This window comes from Zeaxanthinibacter enoshimensis (genome assembly GCF_004362865.1).
Taxonomy (GTDB): Bacteria; Bacteroidota; Bacteroidia; order Flavobacteriales; family Flavobacteriaceae; genus Zeaxanthinibacter; species Zeaxanthinibacter enoshimensis.
Window position 1 is genome coordinate 319,697 of record NZ_SNYI01000001.1, and the last position, 17,242, is coordinate 336,938.

Consider the following 17,242-nt stretch of genomic DNA (forward strand, 5'->3'; position numbering starts at 1 on the left):
ATACTTATGAAATATAAAATTTTGATAATCCTATTGGTAGTTGCTGTCAGCGGATGTAAAAATGAAGAAAAGAATAATACCAAAATAGAGACAGAGCACAATCATACCCAGAGTGAACCTAAATCTGAGAACAAAAAAACCCTAAGTCCACACACATCGGCAATGGCTATGATAGGTGATGCTCATATCCATATAGATTATTCGTCGCCAGGCGTAAGGGATAGAATTATTTTCGGTGGATTGTTGGCTTACGACCAAGTCTGGCAGGCTGGTGCCCATATGGCTACTTGGCTTGAAACAAATAAGGATTTAGAAATCGACGGTAAAGAATTGAAAGCTGGAAAATACGGGTTTTTTGTAATTCCGAATCAGGAAGAATGGACTGTCATTTTCAACAGGAATTGGAACCAACACGGTAAGGACGACTATACTGAAAATGATGATGTATTACGATTCAAAGTAACACCTAAAACTTCTGAAGATATCAAAGAACATTTAGAGTATAAAGTAAACAAAACAACAGAGACTTCAGGAACAATCTCAATGAGTTGGGAAAAAGTAACGATTGAATTTCCTTTTGAAATAAAGTAAAATGGTAAATAGAAAAACAGCGAAATGGATTAGAAAAGCACACCGCTATTTGGGTGTTTTTTTAGGTATTCAGTTTCTGATGTGGACGATTAGTGGGATGTATTTCAGCTGGACAGACATCGACGAGATACACGGCGACCATTTTAAGAAAGCAGCACCTGTGCAGACCTCTTTTGATAATTTGCTCGGCACATCCCAACTGGCTACAAAAGAATCCGTACAATCTTTGGAACTGCTGGAAATCGCAAATGAACCTTATTATTGGATTAATGAAGCACAGCTTTATAATGCAAGAACGGGACAAAGGAAAAATGGAATTTCTAAAAAAGAGGCACAACAAGTTGCAAATAGGTATATGTTGGACGATTTAGAAATAGCAAAAATTCAATTAGTCGATTCTGTAGGGCCACATCACGAATATCGCGGTCGCCCACTTCCAGCTTATGAAATCTTGTATGAGACACCACAAAATTTAAAAGCATATGTGGCGGTTGAGAATGGCGCTTTTCAAACGGTGAGACACAGGGATTGGCGCTGGTTTGATTTTCTTTGGATGACCCATACAATGGATTATCAGGGAAGGGATAATTTCAACACGTTGTTGTTAAGGGCATTTTCACTTTTGGGGTTGATAACCGTCTTAAGCGGTTTCGTTTTGTGGTACATCAGTTCCCCATCAATCAGAAAACTAAAAAAGAAAATTAAATAATTAGTAACAAAAAAACCAAAAATTATGAATTCAAACGAACACAAAAATTCAGGAAAATCAAAAAACCATTACACACGTTTTGTAGCGATGCTCGCTTGCTCTTTTGTAGCAATGTACATTACGATGTATTTAAACACTTATGAATGGGACCACGTTTGGTTTAGCCTAACGAGGTTTTATATGGTCTGCCTTGGTATCGCAGCTATGGCCATCATTATGTTTGTGGCAATGCGTGGTATGTACCAAAATAAAAAGAAGAATATCGCCATAGTCTTGGGAAGTATCGTTCTCTTTGTAAGTGCATTAGGACTCGTACGTGACCAAAAGTCAACCGTAGGCGATGTACTTTGGATGAAAGCAATGATACCACACCATTCCATTGCAATTTTAACAAGTGAACGTGCAGATATTGAAGACCCTGAAGTTAAAAAACTGGCTGAAGAAATCATTAAGGCACAACGAAGGGAAATCGCCGAAATGAAAGAAATGATTGAACGTTTAGAAAACGAAAAATAAGATTATGAATAAGAACATTTTATATATAGCAATAGCCATAATAATAGGTTTGGGCGCAGGCTGGCTCATTTTTGGAAACGGGTCAAGTGATACTATGGCAAATAAGGATATATCCGATATGTCTGATCAACACGACCACTCTGGCGAGAGTGCAGACCAGATGTGGACGTGCTCAATGCATCCACAGATTATGCAACCCGAAGCTGGTGATTGCCCAATATGTGGGATGGACTTAATCCCTGCTGAAACTGGTGCAGAAGGTCTCGCAGCAAACGAGATAAAAATGACCGAAAATGCTATGGCATTAGCAAATATTCAAACTACCATTGTGGGTAATGCAGAAACAAGCGATGATGACGGGATGATTTTCCTTTCGGGAAAAATAGCTGCAAACGAAGAAAACAATACCGTACAATCCAGCTATTTTAAAGGAAGGATAGAACAACTCAACGTTAACTATGAAGGACAGCAAGTAAACCGTGGTCAGCTATTGGCAACCATTTACGCACCAGACCTTGTAGCGGCACAGCAGGAACTGATTACCGCAGCATCGCTCAAAGCATCGCAACCCGCTTTATACAAAGCCGTTCGCAACAAGTTAAAAAACTGGAAACTTTCAGATACACAAATCAATGCTATTGAGGAAAGTGGCAGCGTGCGTGAGAACTTTCCGATTTATGCAACGGTTTCCGGAACGGTATCAGAAGTAATGGCAGCACAGGGCGATTATGTAAATCAAGGACAGCCTATTGTGAAGTTGAGCAACTTGAATTCGGTTTGGGCAGAATTTGATGCTTATGAAAATCAGATAGCACAGTTCAATATTGGGCAAAAAATCAACATCACGACCAATGCCTATCCAAATAAAGAATTTGAGGGAACAATTTCATTTATTGACCCAATTTTAAATAATGCGACACGAACGGTAACGGTACGTGCAACCCTTCAAAATAGAGACGACCTATTTAAACCAGGAATGTTTGTTACAGGTAAGGTTAAAGGCGCAACGCAAACTATGGAAAATACACTTGCCGTACCTGCAAGTGCTGTACTATGGACAGGCGAGCGCTCATTGGTATATGTTAAAACCAATCCTAACGAGCCTGTGTTTGAAATGCGCGAAGTGACCTTGGGCAATCGCTCTGGCGAAACTTACCAAGTATCTTCCGGATTAAATAATGGCGATGAAATAGTAACCAATGGAACTTTCACGGTAGATGCAGCAGCACAATTACAGGGTAAAAAATCAATGATGAATCAGCAAATGATGCAGGACGAATCAGCAATGATCGGCGATATGGAAATGAGTTTCAGCGATGCGTTTAGTTCTGATTTCGACAAAGCATTACCATCATATCTCAAAATGAAAGATGCCCTTGTAGCAAGCGATGCAAGTCAAGTTTCCGCTTTCGCGAAAGCGACATCAGAAAAATTAAAAGCAATATCGACTGATGATTTAGGTACGATGGAAAAACAACATTTAACCAAAAGTATTGAGATGCTGGATGCCATTGCAAACAATGACATTCTGGAAAACCAGCGCGCTCACTTCGTCATTCTAAACGAGAATATCGTGCCTATTGCAATGAGCATAGAAAACTCGACAAATTATTACATTCAGAAATGCCCTATGGCAAATAACAATAAAGGTGCGGTATGGTTAAGTATGGAAGAAGAAATAAGAAATCCATACTATGGCGATGCAATGTTGACTTGCGGAAGTGTGATTGATTCGTTGTAAAAATCATTTGCAACACAGTTGCACCAAAATATTTTTATCTTTGCATTGTGAAAGTTGTAGCAATCATTTTATCGTTTTATTTCTTGGCACTCAATGTAGTGCCTTGTAGCGATGCGACAAATAGTGCCGATGACACCCAAGTTGTTACGGTAATAGATATTGATGGCGACCACGACCAAGACTGTGAGTTATGCTCGCCTTTTTGCCAATGTCATTGCTGCCACGTTCACACGATAAATTTTGGGCTTGTTGCATTTCAACCGCTACAGCCTGCTATTCCACACGAATTCTTTGTCCATTTTGATGACCTCGGCAAAGATATTCCCCATTCCCTTTTTCAGCCCCCTAAGGCATAATTCAGTTTTAATAGGATAACTATATCCTGTTTTGACGTGTCCATCTATTGGATTCGTCAACATTGTGCATTGCATTTAATTCAATGTATAGAACCAAAATTTCAACTGAATTAACACCCTTATCTATGATTAATAGAATCATTGATTTTTCAATCAATAACAAATTTATAATCGGTCTGCTCACGCTGGCATTGATTGGTGCTGGTATATATAGTATGACCCAAGTGCCCATTGATGCCGTGCCGGATATTACTAATAACCAAGTACAGGTCATCACACAATCCCCTAATCTGGGAACGGAAGATATTGAGCAATTCGTAACCTATCCCGTCGAAGTTGCAATGAGCAACTTGCCCAATGTAAAGGAAATTCGTTCGGTGTCCCGCTTTGGCCTTTCCGTAGTAACCGTCGTTTTTGACGATGATATGGGTACCTATTTACCGCGTCAACTTGTTTCTGAAAAACTGACCGAAGTACGTGAACAAATCCCAGAGGGTTTTGGACAGCCAAGTATGGGGCCAATTTCAACAGGTTTGGGGGAAGTGTACCAATATACCTTAAAGGTAGAACCTGAATTTGAAGATAAATATTCATTATCCGATTTACGTACAATGCAAGATTGGATTGTGCAACGGCAAATGGCAATGGTGCCTGGTGTTGTAGAAATTAATGCCATCGGCGGAAAAATAAAGCAATATGAGGTGGCCGTCGACCCTAATGAATTAAAGGCAATCGGCCTTACTATTACCGATGTGTTCGAAGCATTGGAAGCGAACAATAAAAATACAGGTGGTGCGTACATTGAGAAAAACCATCAGGCGAACTTCATTCGAGGTGAAGGTTTGGTGCGAAGCCTTGATGATATTAAAAAAATCGTCATCAAAAATGAAAATGGTGTGCCCATTACCATAAGTGATGTTGCAGATGTGCGCTTTGGTTCTGCCGTGCGCTATGGGGCTTTGACGCAGGACGGCGAAGGTGAGGTCGTTGGCGGTCTTGTTATGATGCTCAAAGGGGCAAACTCAAACGAGGTTATTGTACGTGTGAAAGACCGGATGGCCGAAATACAGAAATCCCTTCCTGAAGGGGTTGTCATTCAGCCCTTATTGGATAGAAGTAAGCTTATAAGTGAAACAACCGGCACGGTGCGTAACAATCTACTCGAAGGTGCGCTTATCGTGATTTTCGTACTTGTTTTCCTTTTAGGAAACTGGCGTGGTGGTCTTATTGTGGCTTCGACTATCCCTTTATCGCTATTGTTCGCTTTTATACTAATGAACGTTTTTGACGTATGGGCGAACTTGATGAGTTTAGGTGCTATCGATTTTGGTATCATCGTAGATGGGGCGGTCATCATCGTGGAAGCCAGCGTATTCTTAATGGGAAGCTACATCCTAAAAAAGAAGTCTTTAAACAAGGAAAAACGTGATGAGATAGCCGCAAATGCATCAAAGAAAATGATGAATGCCGCCTTCTTTGGGCAATTGATAATTCTAATTGTGTTCTTGCCCATACTGGCTTTGGAAGGCATCGAGGGCAAAATGTTTAAACCAATGGCGCTCACATTCATATTTGCAATGATTGGTGCTATGTTTCTTTGCCTGACATACGTTCCAATGATGTCCGCACTATTTTTAAAACCACCCAAGACGGAAAAAAAATCTTGGGGCGACCGTTTCGTGCATTGGGTACAGCGGAAGTATGAACCACTTTTGGTCAAGACTTTAAACAAGGGAAAATGGATTGTGGGTATTGCCGTCGCCATATTTGCCCTAACCGTTTTTATGTTTACAAGAATGGGTGGCGAATTCATTCCCCAACTGGATGAAGGCGATATTGCATTTCACACCATACTTAAACCCGGAAGCTCACTAAGCGAAACGATTGAGACCACTACTAAAGTTGAGCGTATCATAAAGGCCGAATTTCCGGAAGTTGAGAAAATTGTAAGCCGTATCGGTGTGGCCGAAGTGCCCACAGACCCGATGCCAATGGATTTCGCTGATGTATTTGTTATTCTAAAACCCCAAGATGAATGGGTGTCTGCCGATGATAAGGATGAACTTATTGATAAAATGAAGGAAGCGGTAAGCATTATCCCGGGCGTAAATTATGAGTTTACCCAACCAATCGAAATGCGCTTTAATGAACTGTTAGAGGGTATTCGAGAAGATGTTGCCATTAAAATTTATGGTGAGGATATAGACGTACTTGCTGCAAAGGCCGATGAGATTACAAAAATCATAGCGGGTACTGAAGGTATAGGCGATATGAGGGCAGAAGCAACTTCTGGATTGCCCCAAATGACCATTAAATACAATCGCAACAAACTGGCACAGTATGGTGTGAGTATCGACCAACTCAATACAATGGTACAGTCCGCTTTTGCGGGTGGATATGCAGGGGTCATTTTTGAAGGCGAAAAGCGTTTTGACTTAGTGGTTCGGCTCGACGAGCAGAACCGTACTGACATCAATGACATCAGAAATCTGTACATCAATTTGCCTAACGGCTCGCAGATTCCGCTTCAAGAACTGGCCACAATCGAATACGAACCAGGTCCGATGCAGATAAGCCGGGACAATACCAACCGAAGAACCTACGTGGGTGTAAATGTGCGCGGACGTGATGTGGAATCATTAGTTAACGAGATTAAGGATAAACTGGACGCAAATCTTGAATTACCACCAGGCTATTTTATTCGGTATGGTGGTGCATTTGAAAATCTTGAAAGAGCAAGCGAGCGATTACAGACTGTGGTCCCGATTGCTTTATTGTTGATTTTTATCTTGATTTATTTCGCATTAAAATCCTTTCCGCAGACCTTGATGATTTACTTGGCCATCCCGATGGCGACCATTGGCGGTGTATTCGCACTATGGCTTCGGGATATGCCTTTCAGTATTTCCGCAGGGGTCGGCTTTATCGTCCTCTTTGGTGTTGCCGTCCTGAACGGACTGGTAATGATTAGCGGTCTAAATGAATTGAAGGAAGAAGGCGTGACCAATTTAAAAGACCGAATAATTGAAGGTACAAAACGCAGAATACGTCCCATTATGCTGACGGCCTTTACCGATATTTTAGGATTTCTTCCGATGGCGATATCAGCTTCGGCAGGTGCTGAAGTGCAGCGACCCTTGGCGACCGTGGTAATCGGTGGATTGATAACATCAACGCTTCTGACGCTCTTTATCCTTCCCATCTTTTACCAATGGGTCGAAAAACGGTCGGAACGGAAGAAGAAATTCAATCCAAAATTTGTTACCGCAACAGCCGTGGTCTGCCTTTTATTCACTTCCGCTTTCGCGAAAGCACAACAAGTCCAACCTCAAGATTCTTTACCAATTGTTTCATTGGAAAGAGCAGTAGAAATTTCCAAGGAAAACTATCCGTTATTGAAAACGAAACAGTTGGAAATTCAACGACAGAACGCACTTAAAGGTATTGCTTATGATTTTGGGAACACCCAAGTTTTTACGGGTGGCGAAGAAATAACAGATGGTCAAGGTATATATACTTTAGTTGGTGTAGGGCAACAAAATTTAGACCTCTTGGGTATCGGTGCAAAAAAGCGACTTCAAAAACAACGAATAGCTTTGGCCGAAACCGCTCTCGACCTGTCTGAATTGCAAGTGGAACAGGAAGTGAAAAAGGCTTGGTCGCAGGCATACCAACAGCGACAGAAATTTGAACTGTACCGCGAGCTGGATTCCATTTATTCACAGTTTGAAACCGCAATCCAACTCAACTTTGAAGTAGAAGCCATTTCCAGATTGGAATATTCATCGGCTAAAAACCAAGCATTGCAAATAAGTAACAAACTGCAACAGGCCGAAAGCGATTATGCCATTGCCCTGCAAAAGCTAAATCTCTGGCTGGCAACTGACATTTTTTATTCTGTACCAGATTCGTTTGAAGAAAATGAGGTGGCAGTATTGGGATTGGGTGCGAATTTAGAAAGACATCCAGAGTTGGAACTTTCACAAAGGCGCATCGATGAAGCCGAAGCAAACTATAATGCCGCTCGTGCCGAGCTACTTCCTAAATTAAACCTTCAAGGTGGATTGCAACAGGTCAATGGCGATAACGGATTTTATACCTATCAGGCAGGGATTTCCGTCCCGTTGTTTTCGGGCACCCAGCGCAGTCAAGCCAAAGCCGCTAAAATCGATAGCGAAATCGCAAAGACAAATGCGGACTATACCCAACGCCAACTACAATCTGAATTTCAGCAGGCAGTACAAGCCTATCAAAAATGGAAAACATCTTGGCAGTTTTACAGGGATAAAGCTCTGCCACTTGCAGAAGAACAGCGTAAGGGTGCGTTACTTGCCTACAAGGAAGGTGCGGTGGATTATGCTGCATTCACGCAGATTATACGTGATGCCATAAACACCGAAATGGATGCGCTCGATGCGCTTGACAATTATTTAGATGCCTTGTTTGAACTACAATACTTTCAAAACTAAAAAGATGAAAAAATTAAAATATATACCGATTACCGCAATGCTTATGGCATTGACAATAATTAGTTGTGGCGAGTCAAAAACCGAAAGCGACCACGATGATGCAACACATTCAGAAACAGAAGAAAATCACTCTAAAGAAGATGAAATAGTAACACTTACTGCTAAACAGTATGATGTCCTACAAATGGAAGTCGATACGCTTGCCCAGCGCAATATGAGCGGATACGTAGAAGCGAACGGTCAATTGGAAGTTCCGCCACAAAATGAAGCGACCATCACTACAGTAGTGGGTGCGAACGTGGTTTCTATAGAGGTCATCGAGGGCGATAAGGTCAACAAAGGTCAGACGGTGGCCTATCTGTCACATCCCAATATTATTCAGAAACAGACGGATTACCTCAATGCATATAGTAACAGTCAGTTTCTCAAAAAGGAATACGAACGCCAAAAAACTCTTTATGATGCAGGTGTGGGCAGCGGTGCCAATTTCCAAAAAGCAGAAGCGGAATATCAAGCTTCCCGAAGTATGGTGAACGGTTTGGAAGCACAATTACAACAATTAAATGTTAGTGCATCAGGTGTGAGAAATGGCACTATTTATCAAAGGGTTGCGCTACGAAGTCCTATTCAAGGCTTTGTGGAAAAAGTAGAGGTTAAAACAGGACAATATGTAGAACCTCAAACCGACCTAATGGAAATCGTGGACACCCATCACGTACACGCCGATTTGATGGTGTTTGAAAAGGATGTGTACAAAGTAAAGGAAGGACAAACCGTGCGGTTCAATGTCCAATCCATTCCGGGAAAGGAACTGACAGCGGAAATTTATTCCGTAGGAAAAACTTTTGAGCAGAACCCCAAAGCGATACACGTACACGCCGAAATCGAGAACAAGGAAGGCAACCTGATACCAGGAATGTATATTCAAGGGCGCATCCAAACCAACAATACAATGACCACGGCTATTCCTGAAAGTGCCATTGCAGCCGATGGCGAAAAGTCCTTTGTGTTTTCAGCAAAAAAGGAAGGCGAGGATTGGAAGTTTATGCCCGTGGAAATCATAAAAGGAACTCACGATGGCGATTGGATTGCCATTGATTTTCTAATGGAACAAGAACCAAATACTAAGTATGCCTTTAATAACGCCTACTACTTAATGGCAGAAATGAAAAAAGGGGAAAACGAGGAAGAAGGACATTAAAAAATGGACAAAAAAAGAAAACAAAATTTAAAGGAAGCAAGAACGCTTCAGATATGGAATGTCATCTATGACATTATCGAGGTGGTCGTATCGCTTATAGCCGGATTCACGGCAAACAGTTCAGCATTAATAGGCTGGGGATTGGACAGCACCATCGAAGTCATTAGTGCAGGAACGCTCGGTTGGCGATTGCACGGCGAAATCAAGGGTCTGGATGAAAAGCGTGTAGAGCAAAGAAAAATGACAACCCTTTATGTCATCGCAATATCCTTTGCCCTCATCTGCATTTTCATATCCTATGATTCTATTTCAAAATTAATAAGTCAAGAAACGGCATCTTGGTCTACGGTGGGTATTGGTATACTGATAGTTTCCTTAGTGGTAAATCCATTTTTGATTTATTACAAAAGAAAGTACGGACATAAACTGGATAGCCCTGCTCTGCTTGCAGATGCCAAGGATACTTTTATCTGTCTATATCAAACCGTAGTAGTACTAATAGGCCTATTGCTCGTGAAATGGCTGGGCTGGTGGTGGGCCGACCCCGTTGCGGCATTGTTGATAGTGCCATATGCGGCAAAAGAGGGTTTGAAAGCATTTTCCAAGGCACAAAAAATCAAAAACAGCATCGATAAGAAATGAAAGAAATAGAAAAAAGATTGAATGACAATGGGGTTCGCCCCACGGCAATGCGCATATTGATTTATAAGTATATGGCCGAAAAAGAAATTGCGGTTGCGCTCACGAATATCGAGAACGTTTTCGCGAAAGCGGACAGGACTACTCTGTACCGCACCCTCAAAACCTTTGAGCAAAAAGGTATCGTACACCAGATAGATGATGGCACCCATATTTCGAAATTTGCATTGTGCGAACCGGGTTGCAACTGTGAACTTGAACAAGATTTGCACTTGCATTTTCATTGCACTAACTGTGACGAAACGGTTTGTTTAACGGAACAAAAAATCCCGCATATCAACTTACCCGATGGTTATGTCGCCGAAGATGCCAATTTGGTGCTCAAAGGTATTTGCGAGAAGTGTAGTGGATAATCAATGTACTTCCGTTGCATACTTAATTTAAAGAATTTTACAATATGAAAAAGAAAAAAATAAACCTACGGGATATAGACACTAATAAGCATTCAGGCGAGCACAGTCACGATGACGGCCATAACCATAGCAGCCCTGAAGAAATTTCAAATTTTAGAACCTATCTACCAGCTATTTTCAGCTTTGTGATGTTGATAGCAGGAATCGCTATTGATTACTTTGATGCGTTTCCTTTCTTCAAAGGATGGATTCGCGTAGTATGGTACACGGTAGCCTATATCCCTGTTGGTTTTCCGGTGATAAGAGAAGGCTGGAAAAGTATTAAAAATGGTGATTTTTTTACGGAATTCTTCTTAATGTCCATAGCCACTTTAGGTGCATTTGCCATTGGCGAATATCCCGAAGGTGTTGCCGTAATGCTGTTTTATGCTGTGGGCGAACTCTTCCAAAATGCGGCCGTTAACCGTGCGAAAGGAAATATAAAAGCCTTACTCGATGTAAGACCAAATGAAGCTTTGGTTTATCGTGATGGCGACTTTGTTTCAGTAAATCCCGAGACTGTTGAAATCGGTGAAAAGATACAGGTACGTGTAGGCGAAAAAGTTCCGCTTGATGGTATTCTGCTTTCTGAAAAGGGTTCTTTTAATACTGCTGCCTTGACAGGCGAAAGCAAACCTGATACGATTGCTAAAGGTGATACTGTTTTTGCAGGAAGCATAAATCTTGATGGTGTAATCGAGATTGAAACCACTAAAGAATTTAAGGATAGTTCCATTGCACGAATTCTGGATATGGTGCAAAATGCAACTGCCAGAAAATCAAAGACCGAATTGTTCATTAGAAAATTTGCACGAATTTATACGCCTATTGTTGTATTCCTCGCCATCGGACTTACGTTCCTACCTTTCTTTTTTGTAGATGACTACGTGTTTAGGGATTGGCTATATAGAGCATTGATATTCCTCGTGATTTCGTGTCCTTGTGCGTTGGTCATCTCTATTCCTCTCGGCTATTTTGGCGGTTTGGGTGCGGCATCGCGCAATGGTATTCTTTTTAAAGGTGCATCCTTTTTAGATGCAATGACCCAAGTAAACACGGTCGTAATGGACAAAACAGGAACCGTTACCAAAGGGGTTTTTAAAATCAAAGAAATCAATTCCATCACATTTGAGGAAGCCGAATTTATGAAGTACTTGATGGCAATGGAAGAGCAATCTACCCATCCTATTGCAAAAGCGATTCTCGAATACAAAGCAGACGGTTCGGATTATGAAGCGACTGATGTTTCAGAGGTTGCTGGAAAGGGATTGAAGGGAACAGTTAATGGGAAAACGGTGTTGGTAGGCAACAAAGCTTTGATGACTTCAAACAACATAGAAGTTCCTTCAGAAACAGATGGTATTGTAGAATCCATCGTAATGGTATCCATTGATGGAAATTTTGCAGGTTATGTAACCATTGCAGATGAATTGAAGGATGATGCGCACCAAGCCATTAAACAAATTAGAGATGCAGGGATTTCAAAAATCATAATGCTATCAGGCGACAAAGATTCAATTACACAACAGGTTGCAAAAGAGCTGAACATCGATTGGGCAAAAGGTGGGTTGTTACCCGAAGATAAACTGAATGAGGTGGAAGAGCTCAAAAAGCAACCCGAAACCAAAGTTGCATTTATTGGTGATGGTATTAATGATGCACCCGTTTTGGCAGCAAGTGGTGTAGGTATTGCAATGGGTGGTTTGGGTAGCGACGTTGCTATAGAAACAGCCGATGTTATCATACAGACCGACCAACCCAGTAAGATTGCAAGAGCGATTAAAATTGGTCGTTCAACGCGAAGAATTGTCTGGCAGAATATTGGGCTTGCCTTTGGTGTAAAGGTTATAGTCCTCATTCTCGGGGCAGGTGGTCTCGCAACAATGTGGGAAGCCGTTTTTGCAGATGTAGGTGTTGCGCTGCTTGCTATCCTCAATGCCGTCAGATTGCAGAAAATGAAGTGGCAGGATTCTTAGAACGCTTATTACGGCCGAGCAAATGAAAGTAGTTTCAAATAAATTAAAGCTATCTTTATAAGTCAGAATAAGTCTTAATCAATGATTCACATTTTCACAACAGGTGGCACAATCGAGGGGCTGGACTATATTGATGATAGTGGTATAATGTCATCCGACGTAGGGATTGAAGATTTTTTGGATAAAGCAAATATAAATTTTGAATATACCATAGAAGGTGTTTTCAAAAAAGACAGTCGTGCCATAACAGATGATGACAGAAAGTTGTTGGCGAGCAAGATAAAGGAAACTAATGCGACTAAGATACTGATTACCCACGGTACTTTCACAATGGAAGATACTGCAAAATATATAGGAAAACTCAATTTGAACAAAACAATCGTTTTGGTTGGGGCTTTCATATTAGGTTCATCTGCAGAGACAGATGCACCATTTAATTTAGGGTATGCAATTAGCTCTTTACAGCTTCTAAAACCGGATGTTTATATTGCTATGAACGGACAAATTTTTAATTGGAACAATGTTTCCAAGAATTTAGAAACCAACAAATTTGAGCGCAATGAGTAGTAAAATAGATGTTTGGTACTTCGATACATTGGACGACTTTTTTCTATCTATTAATAGATACGTTCATAGTATTGCTTACACTCTACTTTTCCAGAAAGAAAACGCGTAGTAGTCTAAGGCGTTTCCTCTACCTCGGAATCTTGTTTGTTGCTTATAATGCTACTGGTGGTTTTTTACCAATTGACAACTTCCCAGGTCCTTTTATTTTGCAGTATATTATTACCTATGGTGTTGCCATCGCCTTGTGTGTTTATATCGTTTATTATCTCTACAAAGAGTACGATATTGTCGTTTTAAAATTCAACTCATCCATAAGAAACCTTGCTATACTCGCAAGCGTGAGTTTTGTAGTGCTGTTTCTTATCCCTTATTTCCTGACAGATTCACTTAATTCTGCACGTTTTCTATTTACCATTCCTATATCTGCTGTCGCTTTTGTTTTTCTGTTTATTTTCTATCGTCGCATATCGAATCCCAGCAATCCAAATCCTTTCATAGTAAGACGAAACAAACTCTCAATGGTAAGTGTAGCAAGTATTGCCCTGTTACCTATCTGCACAGTCATCGGCGACTATCAATGGATAACATTTACCGTAATGAACTTGGCTTTCTTTGCCATAACCGCCATTGAAGCAGATAGGTATTTGTACTTCATAGAAAACAATAACCGAATGTATGAGGTCTTTGCGTTGAAGAAAAAACAACGTGACGAATCGGTCGAGCGCAAAATCATCTATGAAGATTTGACCCGTAGAGAAATCGAAGTGGCTTTGTCAATTTTAAGTAATTTAAGCTACAGAAACATCGCCAAAGATTTATTCATTGCAGAAAGTACCGTATCAAAACACGCATCAAATATCTTCAAAAAAACGGGCGTAAAGAATAGGCGTGAATTTTTGAAGCGATTTCGGAAGAAAAAGTAAGTAAATTGAGTTTATATAAAAACCACTATTTGCAGTACCTAACAAATAATCCGTAGAAAAATACGGACTATTCCGTAATTATATACGGCACGTTTTCCTTGTACAATTACAAAGTAAAGCTACTTTACACATAGTTCCCTAAAATACAACAATGAGCCACAAATTTTATGTTCCGTGACTTTCATTTACATCATTTTGTAGGACTATGACAACCACCAATAAATCGTATCAACTAAATCCCATTTCTATGGTTTACAACGTTAAAGTTCCTGCTTATGAATTCGCAATTACAATCAAAAAAATTATTAAAGGATCTGGATGAGTTTAAAATTCAGAATGGAAATATTTTAGAACAGGCATATCTTTCCATCAAAGCCTGTCGCAAACTATTGAGTTCTTACAAAAAGGAAATCATTGACACTAAATTTCAGACGATACAAGATGAAATAAATTTCTTTAAAAAGGTAAAGCAGGTTCCTCTTATAAGGCTCATCTACTTTTCAGAAATACATTCCTTTGAAATTCAACTTCCAAAGGGCGATAAGGATGCCCAACTAAAATCGATTAAAAAGAAAATCAGCAAAATAAATCGCTTTTTCCTGTACAATATCGATTTTGGACGTTATGTAAATTCCGGTGCTACCCATTTTGACAAGGAATACTACACCAGAGATTATCTCGAAACATTCCATATAACAACTTCCAAATTTTACTTTCAAGACCCAGAGTTTTGCACACCAAGGGATATGCTACTTGGCAAATACAAGGCGTATGATTTGTTAGTGATATATTTGGATGAAAAAAAGCATCGAATTCGGAAAGGATTGAACGGCAAATTAAATGGTGCTAAACCAATTGAAAAGATACATTGGCCATTTTCAAATACAGATTATGTTGAACTCGTTTATGCACTCTGCTCAAAGGGATTGGGCAAACAGGATAATCAAGCCATAATGCAGGTTTCCAAAAAAATGCAACAGCTTTTCGATATTGAGCCAAAGGACATCTACAAAACCTATCAGGACATCAAAAACCGCAAGAACAGTAGGACACTATTTCTCGATGAGCTTTCCACCTCGTTACTGATAGAAATGGACAAAAGCGAAGAATAACAAGCTATTTTACTGTTAACAAAAGACCGTACTACGGTTGACCTACGGTCTTTTTATTTTGGAAGGCGTCTTCATATAATTTGATATGATTTAGCACACCGTTTCCACTTTAGAAGCACCATAATACTACAAAACCCATCAAATTTCAAAATGTTAAATTTTGACCGTAGTACGGTCGTACTGGGGAATAAAATCCAATAAACCTATTCAAATTTGTAGAACGAAAGTCAAATCAGGTCAGGGACTATCATTTAAAATCATAAACCCAGATAGTCCCTTTCTTTTAAAACCGTTCTATTATGCCAACAAGTATTATTACCACAGACGACCTTCGGGAATTCAAAATGGAATTGCTCGATGACATTAAACAATTACTTACCAGACAAGCCAGCGGGAAACTCAAAAAATACCTCAAATCTTCTGAGGTTATGGACTTGCTACAAGTAAGTCCAGGCACTTTACAAAATCTTCGTATCAATGGCACATTACCATACACCAAGGTGGGTGGCATTATCTATTACGATACCGAGGAAATTCAAAAAGTTATGGATGCCAACCGTGTGCACCACGGTCTAAATTCTTAAGCGATGAACTATATAAAGCTACTTAATGCGGCTTTTGAAAAGTTCTATTTTGATGACCGCCTTAACCCATCCCATATCAGTTTGTATATGGCGCTATTCCAAGAATGGAACAGTTGCCGCTTTATGGATGAATTTTATGTAAACCGTCGCGATTTGATGCGATGTGCTAAAATAGGTTCTAAGTCTACATATCACAGATGCATCGTCGAGTTAGATTCTTGGCAATACTTAACCTATTTCCCTTCCAACAATCCCTACAAAGGCAGCAAAATAAAGATGGCCATTATTGGGACAAGCGATGAACCGGTTGTGGGACAGTACAATCCCATTTTAGAACAGCTTGCGGAACAGTACCATCCCAGAGGTGTACCGCTTGAGGGACACCACCATCCCAAAAATGGACAGGTTGCGAACCAGCACCGTCCCATAGATGGACAAGCATTGGTATCTAATACAAACAATATCAAACAAGAAAACTATATAAAACAACCAAAGGGCTGGCAGGCCGTTTTTATTTTTTTTGAAGAAAAAGGTTTTGATGCTGATGAAGCTAAAAAATTCTATGAGCATTACCAGACCAGAAATTGGCAAACTGGCGATGGCAAGGAAATCAGAGATTGGCGAGCCGTAGCCATCAACTGGATGGACAGAACCGAAATATTCGACGAGGAAAACAAACCAAACAAAAAACAAGCGTCCCAAATCAAGGACAACTTGCGAACCACTAAAAACAAAGATTATGGACAACCCCTCTAAAATAACCGAAGGTGGCGTGGAATATTCGCTCGGAAAATTTGATGGTAAAAGTGTGATCTATGATTTTCCAAAAATCTTGATTTACCTGAATGCCAAAGGCAAACTTTTGTTTGGCGAAAAGTTTAGGATATATGATGAAGACAAGGATATTTTGCTGAAGCTCTGTTCCTACTTCATCAAGGATAAAGACAACTGTGAGACTTATGGTATTGACATTGACAAAGGCATTCTACTTTCCGGACCCGTTGGCTGCGGCAAAACCAGTTTGATGAAATTGTTGCGCCATTTGGTTCCACTACAAAGACCTTACGAAATGATTCCCTGCCGGAATGTAACCTTCAGTTTCAACCATCTTGGGTTTAAAACGGTTGAAGAGTATGGTAATACCAAATTTTACTGTTTTGATGATTTAGGTGTGGAACCATCTGGTAGATTCTACGGAAAGGATTTGAACGTAATGGGCGAAGTGCTCTTATCCCGATACGAGCTTTACTTACAAACCAAACACAAAATCAAGACGCACGCCACAACCAATCTCAATGCTGAAGAACTGGAAGAACGCTATGGTAATCGTGTGCGTAGCCGAATGCGAGAACTTTTTAATTTGATTGCTTTTGATACTAAAGCTGGGGATAAACGGAAGTGAATTT

16 protein-coding genes are annotated in these 17,242 nt (G+C 40.3%); all 16 read left to right on the forward strand.

Going from position 1 to position 17,242, the window contains the following annotated elements; genetic code table 11:
* The first annotated feature begins 6 nt into the window (after positions 1-6).
* Positions 7-591 carry a DUF2911 domain-containing protein gene (locus CLV82_RS01395; protein ID WP_133642519.1) on the forward strand — a complete coding sequence of 195 codons (585 nt, stop codon included), beginning with the start codon at positions 7-9 and terminating at the stop codon, positions 589-591.
* Between the two features lies 1 nt (position 592).
* On the forward strand, positions 593-1,300 hold the full coding sequence (locus CLV82_RS01400) for a PepSY domain-containing protein (protein ID WP_133642520.1): 708 nt from the start codon (positions 593-595) through the stop codon (positions 1,298-1,300).
* 24 nt (positions 1,301-1,324) lie between these two features.
* Positions 1,325-1,816 carry a DUF305 domain-containing protein gene (locus CLV82_RS01405; RefSeq protein WP_133642521.1) on the forward strand — a complete coding sequence of 164 codons (492 nt, stop codon included), beginning with the start codon at positions 1,325-1,327 and terminating at the stop codon, positions 1,814-1,816.
* Positions 1,817-1,820: 4 nt separating this feature from the next.
* Positions 1,821-3,557: an efflux RND transporter periplasmic adaptor subunit gene (locus tag CLV82_RS01410; RefSeq protein WP_133642522.1), complete on the forward strand. Its 1,737-nt coding sequence runs from the start codon at positions 1,821-1,823 to the stop codon at positions 3,555-3,557.
* Positions 3,558-3,604: 47 nt separating this feature from the next.
* Positions 3,605-3,913: a DUF6660 family protein gene (locus tag CLV82_RS14960; RefSeq protein ID WP_133642523.1), complete on the forward strand. Its 309-nt coding sequence runs from the start codon at positions 3,605-3,607 to the stop codon at positions 3,911-3,913.
* Between the two features lie 125 nt (positions 3,914-4,038).
* Positions 4,039-8,382, forward strand: coding sequence for a CusA/CzcA family heavy metal efflux RND transporter (locus CLV82_RS01420; RefSeq protein WP_133642524.1), 4,344 nt, complete (start codon positions 4,039-4,041; stop codon positions 8,380-8,382).
* A gap of 4 nt (positions 8,383-8,386) precedes the next feature.
* On the forward strand, positions 8,387-9,583 hold the full coding sequence (locus CLV82_RS01425; RefSeq protein WP_133642525.1) for an efflux RND transporter periplasmic adaptor subunit: 1,197 nt from the start codon (positions 8,387-8,389) through the stop codon (positions 9,581-9,583).
* A 3-nt stretch (positions 9,584-9,586) separates the two neighbouring features.
* A complete protein-coding gene (locus CLV82_RS01430) occupies positions 9,587-10,225 on the forward strand; it encodes a cation diffusion facilitator family transporter (protein WP_133642526.1) in 639 nt (212 codons plus the stop codon).
* Positions 10,222-10,635, forward strand: coding sequence for a Fur family transcriptional regulator (locus CLV82_RS01435; RefSeq protein ID WP_133642527.1), 414 nt, complete (start codon positions 10,222-10,224; stop codon positions 10,633-10,635). The genes CLV82_RS01430 and CLV82_RS01435 overlap by 4 nt, the downstream gene beginning before the upstream one ends.
* Before the next feature lie 44 nt (positions 10,636-10,679).
* On the forward strand, positions 10,680-12,650 hold the full coding sequence (locus CLV82_RS01440) for a heavy metal translocating P-type ATPase (RefSeq protein WP_133642528.1): 1,971 nt from the start codon (positions 10,680-10,682) through the stop codon (positions 12,648-12,650).
* A gap of 81 nt (positions 12,651-12,731) precedes the next feature.
* The gene (locus CLV82_RS01445; protein WP_133642529.1) at positions 12,732-13,217 is read left to right on the forward strand and encodes an asparaginase domain-containing protein; all 486 of its coding nucleotides are present in this window, start codon (positions 12,732-12,734) and stop codon (positions 13,215-13,217) included.
* 140 nt (positions 13,218-13,357) lie between these two features.
* The gene (locus CLV82_RS01450) at positions 13,358-14,140 is read left to right on the forward strand and encodes a helix-turn-helix domain-containing protein (RefSeq protein WP_225597574.1); all 783 of its coding nucleotides are present in this window, start codon (positions 13,358-13,360) and stop codon (positions 14,138-14,140) included.
* A 275-nt stretch (positions 14,141-14,415) separates the two neighbouring features.
* Entirely contained in the window at positions 14,416-15,252 is an 837-nt protein-coding gene (locus tag CLV82_RS01455) for an RteC domain-containing protein (protein ID WP_133642531.1), read from the forward strand.
* A 299-nt stretch (positions 15,253-15,551) separates the two neighbouring features.
* On the forward strand, positions 15,552-15,836 hold the full coding sequence (locus CLV82_RS01460) for a helix-turn-helix domain-containing protein (RefSeq protein WP_047550478.1): 285 nt from the start codon (positions 15,552-15,554) through the stop codon (positions 15,834-15,836).
* 3 nt (positions 15,837-15,839) lie between these two features.
* Positions 15,840-16,592: a hypothetical protein gene (locus tag CLV82_RS01465; protein WP_133642532.1), complete on the forward strand. Its 753-nt coding sequence runs from the start codon at positions 15,840-15,842 to the stop codon at positions 16,590-16,592.
* Positions 16,576-17,238 (forward strand): ATPase, encoded by a 663-nt coding sequence (locus tag CLV82_RS01470; protein ID WP_008610942.1) that lies wholly within the window; start codon positions 16,576-16,578, stop codon positions 17,236-17,238. Before CLV82_RS01465 ends, CLV82_RS01470 begins: the two co-directional genes overlap by 17 nt.
* The last annotated feature ends 4 nt before the right edge of the window (positions 17,239-17,242 follow it).

Coding starts and splice junctions, on each gene's coding strand:
- CLV82_RS01395 (WP_133642519.1), top strand. CDS start 7: ATGAAATATAAAATTTTGATAATCCTATTGGTAGTTGCTGTCAGCGGA.
- CLV82_RS01400 (WP_133642520.1), top strand. CDS start 593: ATGGTAAATAGAAAAACAGCGAAATGGATTAGAAAAGCACACCGCTAT.
- CLV82_RS01405 (WP_133642521.1), top strand. CDS start 1,325: ATGAATTCAAACGAACACAAAAATTCAGGAAAATCAAAAAACCATTAC.
- CLV82_RS01410 (WP_133642522.1), top strand. CDS start 1,821: ATGAATAAGAACATTTTATATATAGCAATAGCCATAATAATAGGTTTG.
- CLV82_RS01420 (WP_133642524.1), top strand. CDS start 4,039: ATGATTAATAGAATCATTGATTTTTCAATCAATAACAAATTTATAATC.
- CLV82_RS01425 (WP_133642525.1), top strand. CDS start 8,387: ATGAAAAAATTAAAATATATACCGATTACCGCAATGCTTATGGCATTG.
- CLV82_RS01430 (WP_133642526.1), top strand. CDS start 9,587: ATGGACAAAAAAAGAAAACAAAATTTAAAGGAAGCAAGAACGCTTCAG.
- CLV82_RS01435 (WP_133642527.1), top strand. CDS start 10,222: ATGAAAGAAATAGAAAAAAGATTGAATGACAATGGGGTTCGCCCCACG.
- CLV82_RS01440 (WP_133642528.1), top strand. CDS start 10,680: ATGAAAAAGAAAAAAATAAACCTACGGGATATAGACACTAATAAGCAT.
- CLV82_RS01445 (WP_133642529.1), top strand. CDS start 12,732: ATGATTCACATTTTCACAACAGGTGGCACAATCGAGGGGCTGGACTAT.
- CLV82_RS01455 (WP_133642531.1), top strand. CDS start 14,416: ATGAATTCGCAATTACAATCAAAAAAATTATTAAAGGATCTGGATGAG.
- CLV82_RS01460 (WP_047550478.1), top strand. CDS start 15,552: ATGCCAACAAGTATTATTACCACAGACGACCTTCGGGAATTCAAAATG.
- CLV82_RS01465 (WP_133642532.1), top strand. CDS start 15,840: ATGAACTATATAAAGCTACTTAATGCGGCTTTTGAAAAGTTCTATTTT.
- CLV82_RS01470 (WP_008610942.1), top strand. CDS start 16,576: ATGGACAACCCCTCTAAAATAACCGAAGGTGGCGTGGAATATTCGCTC.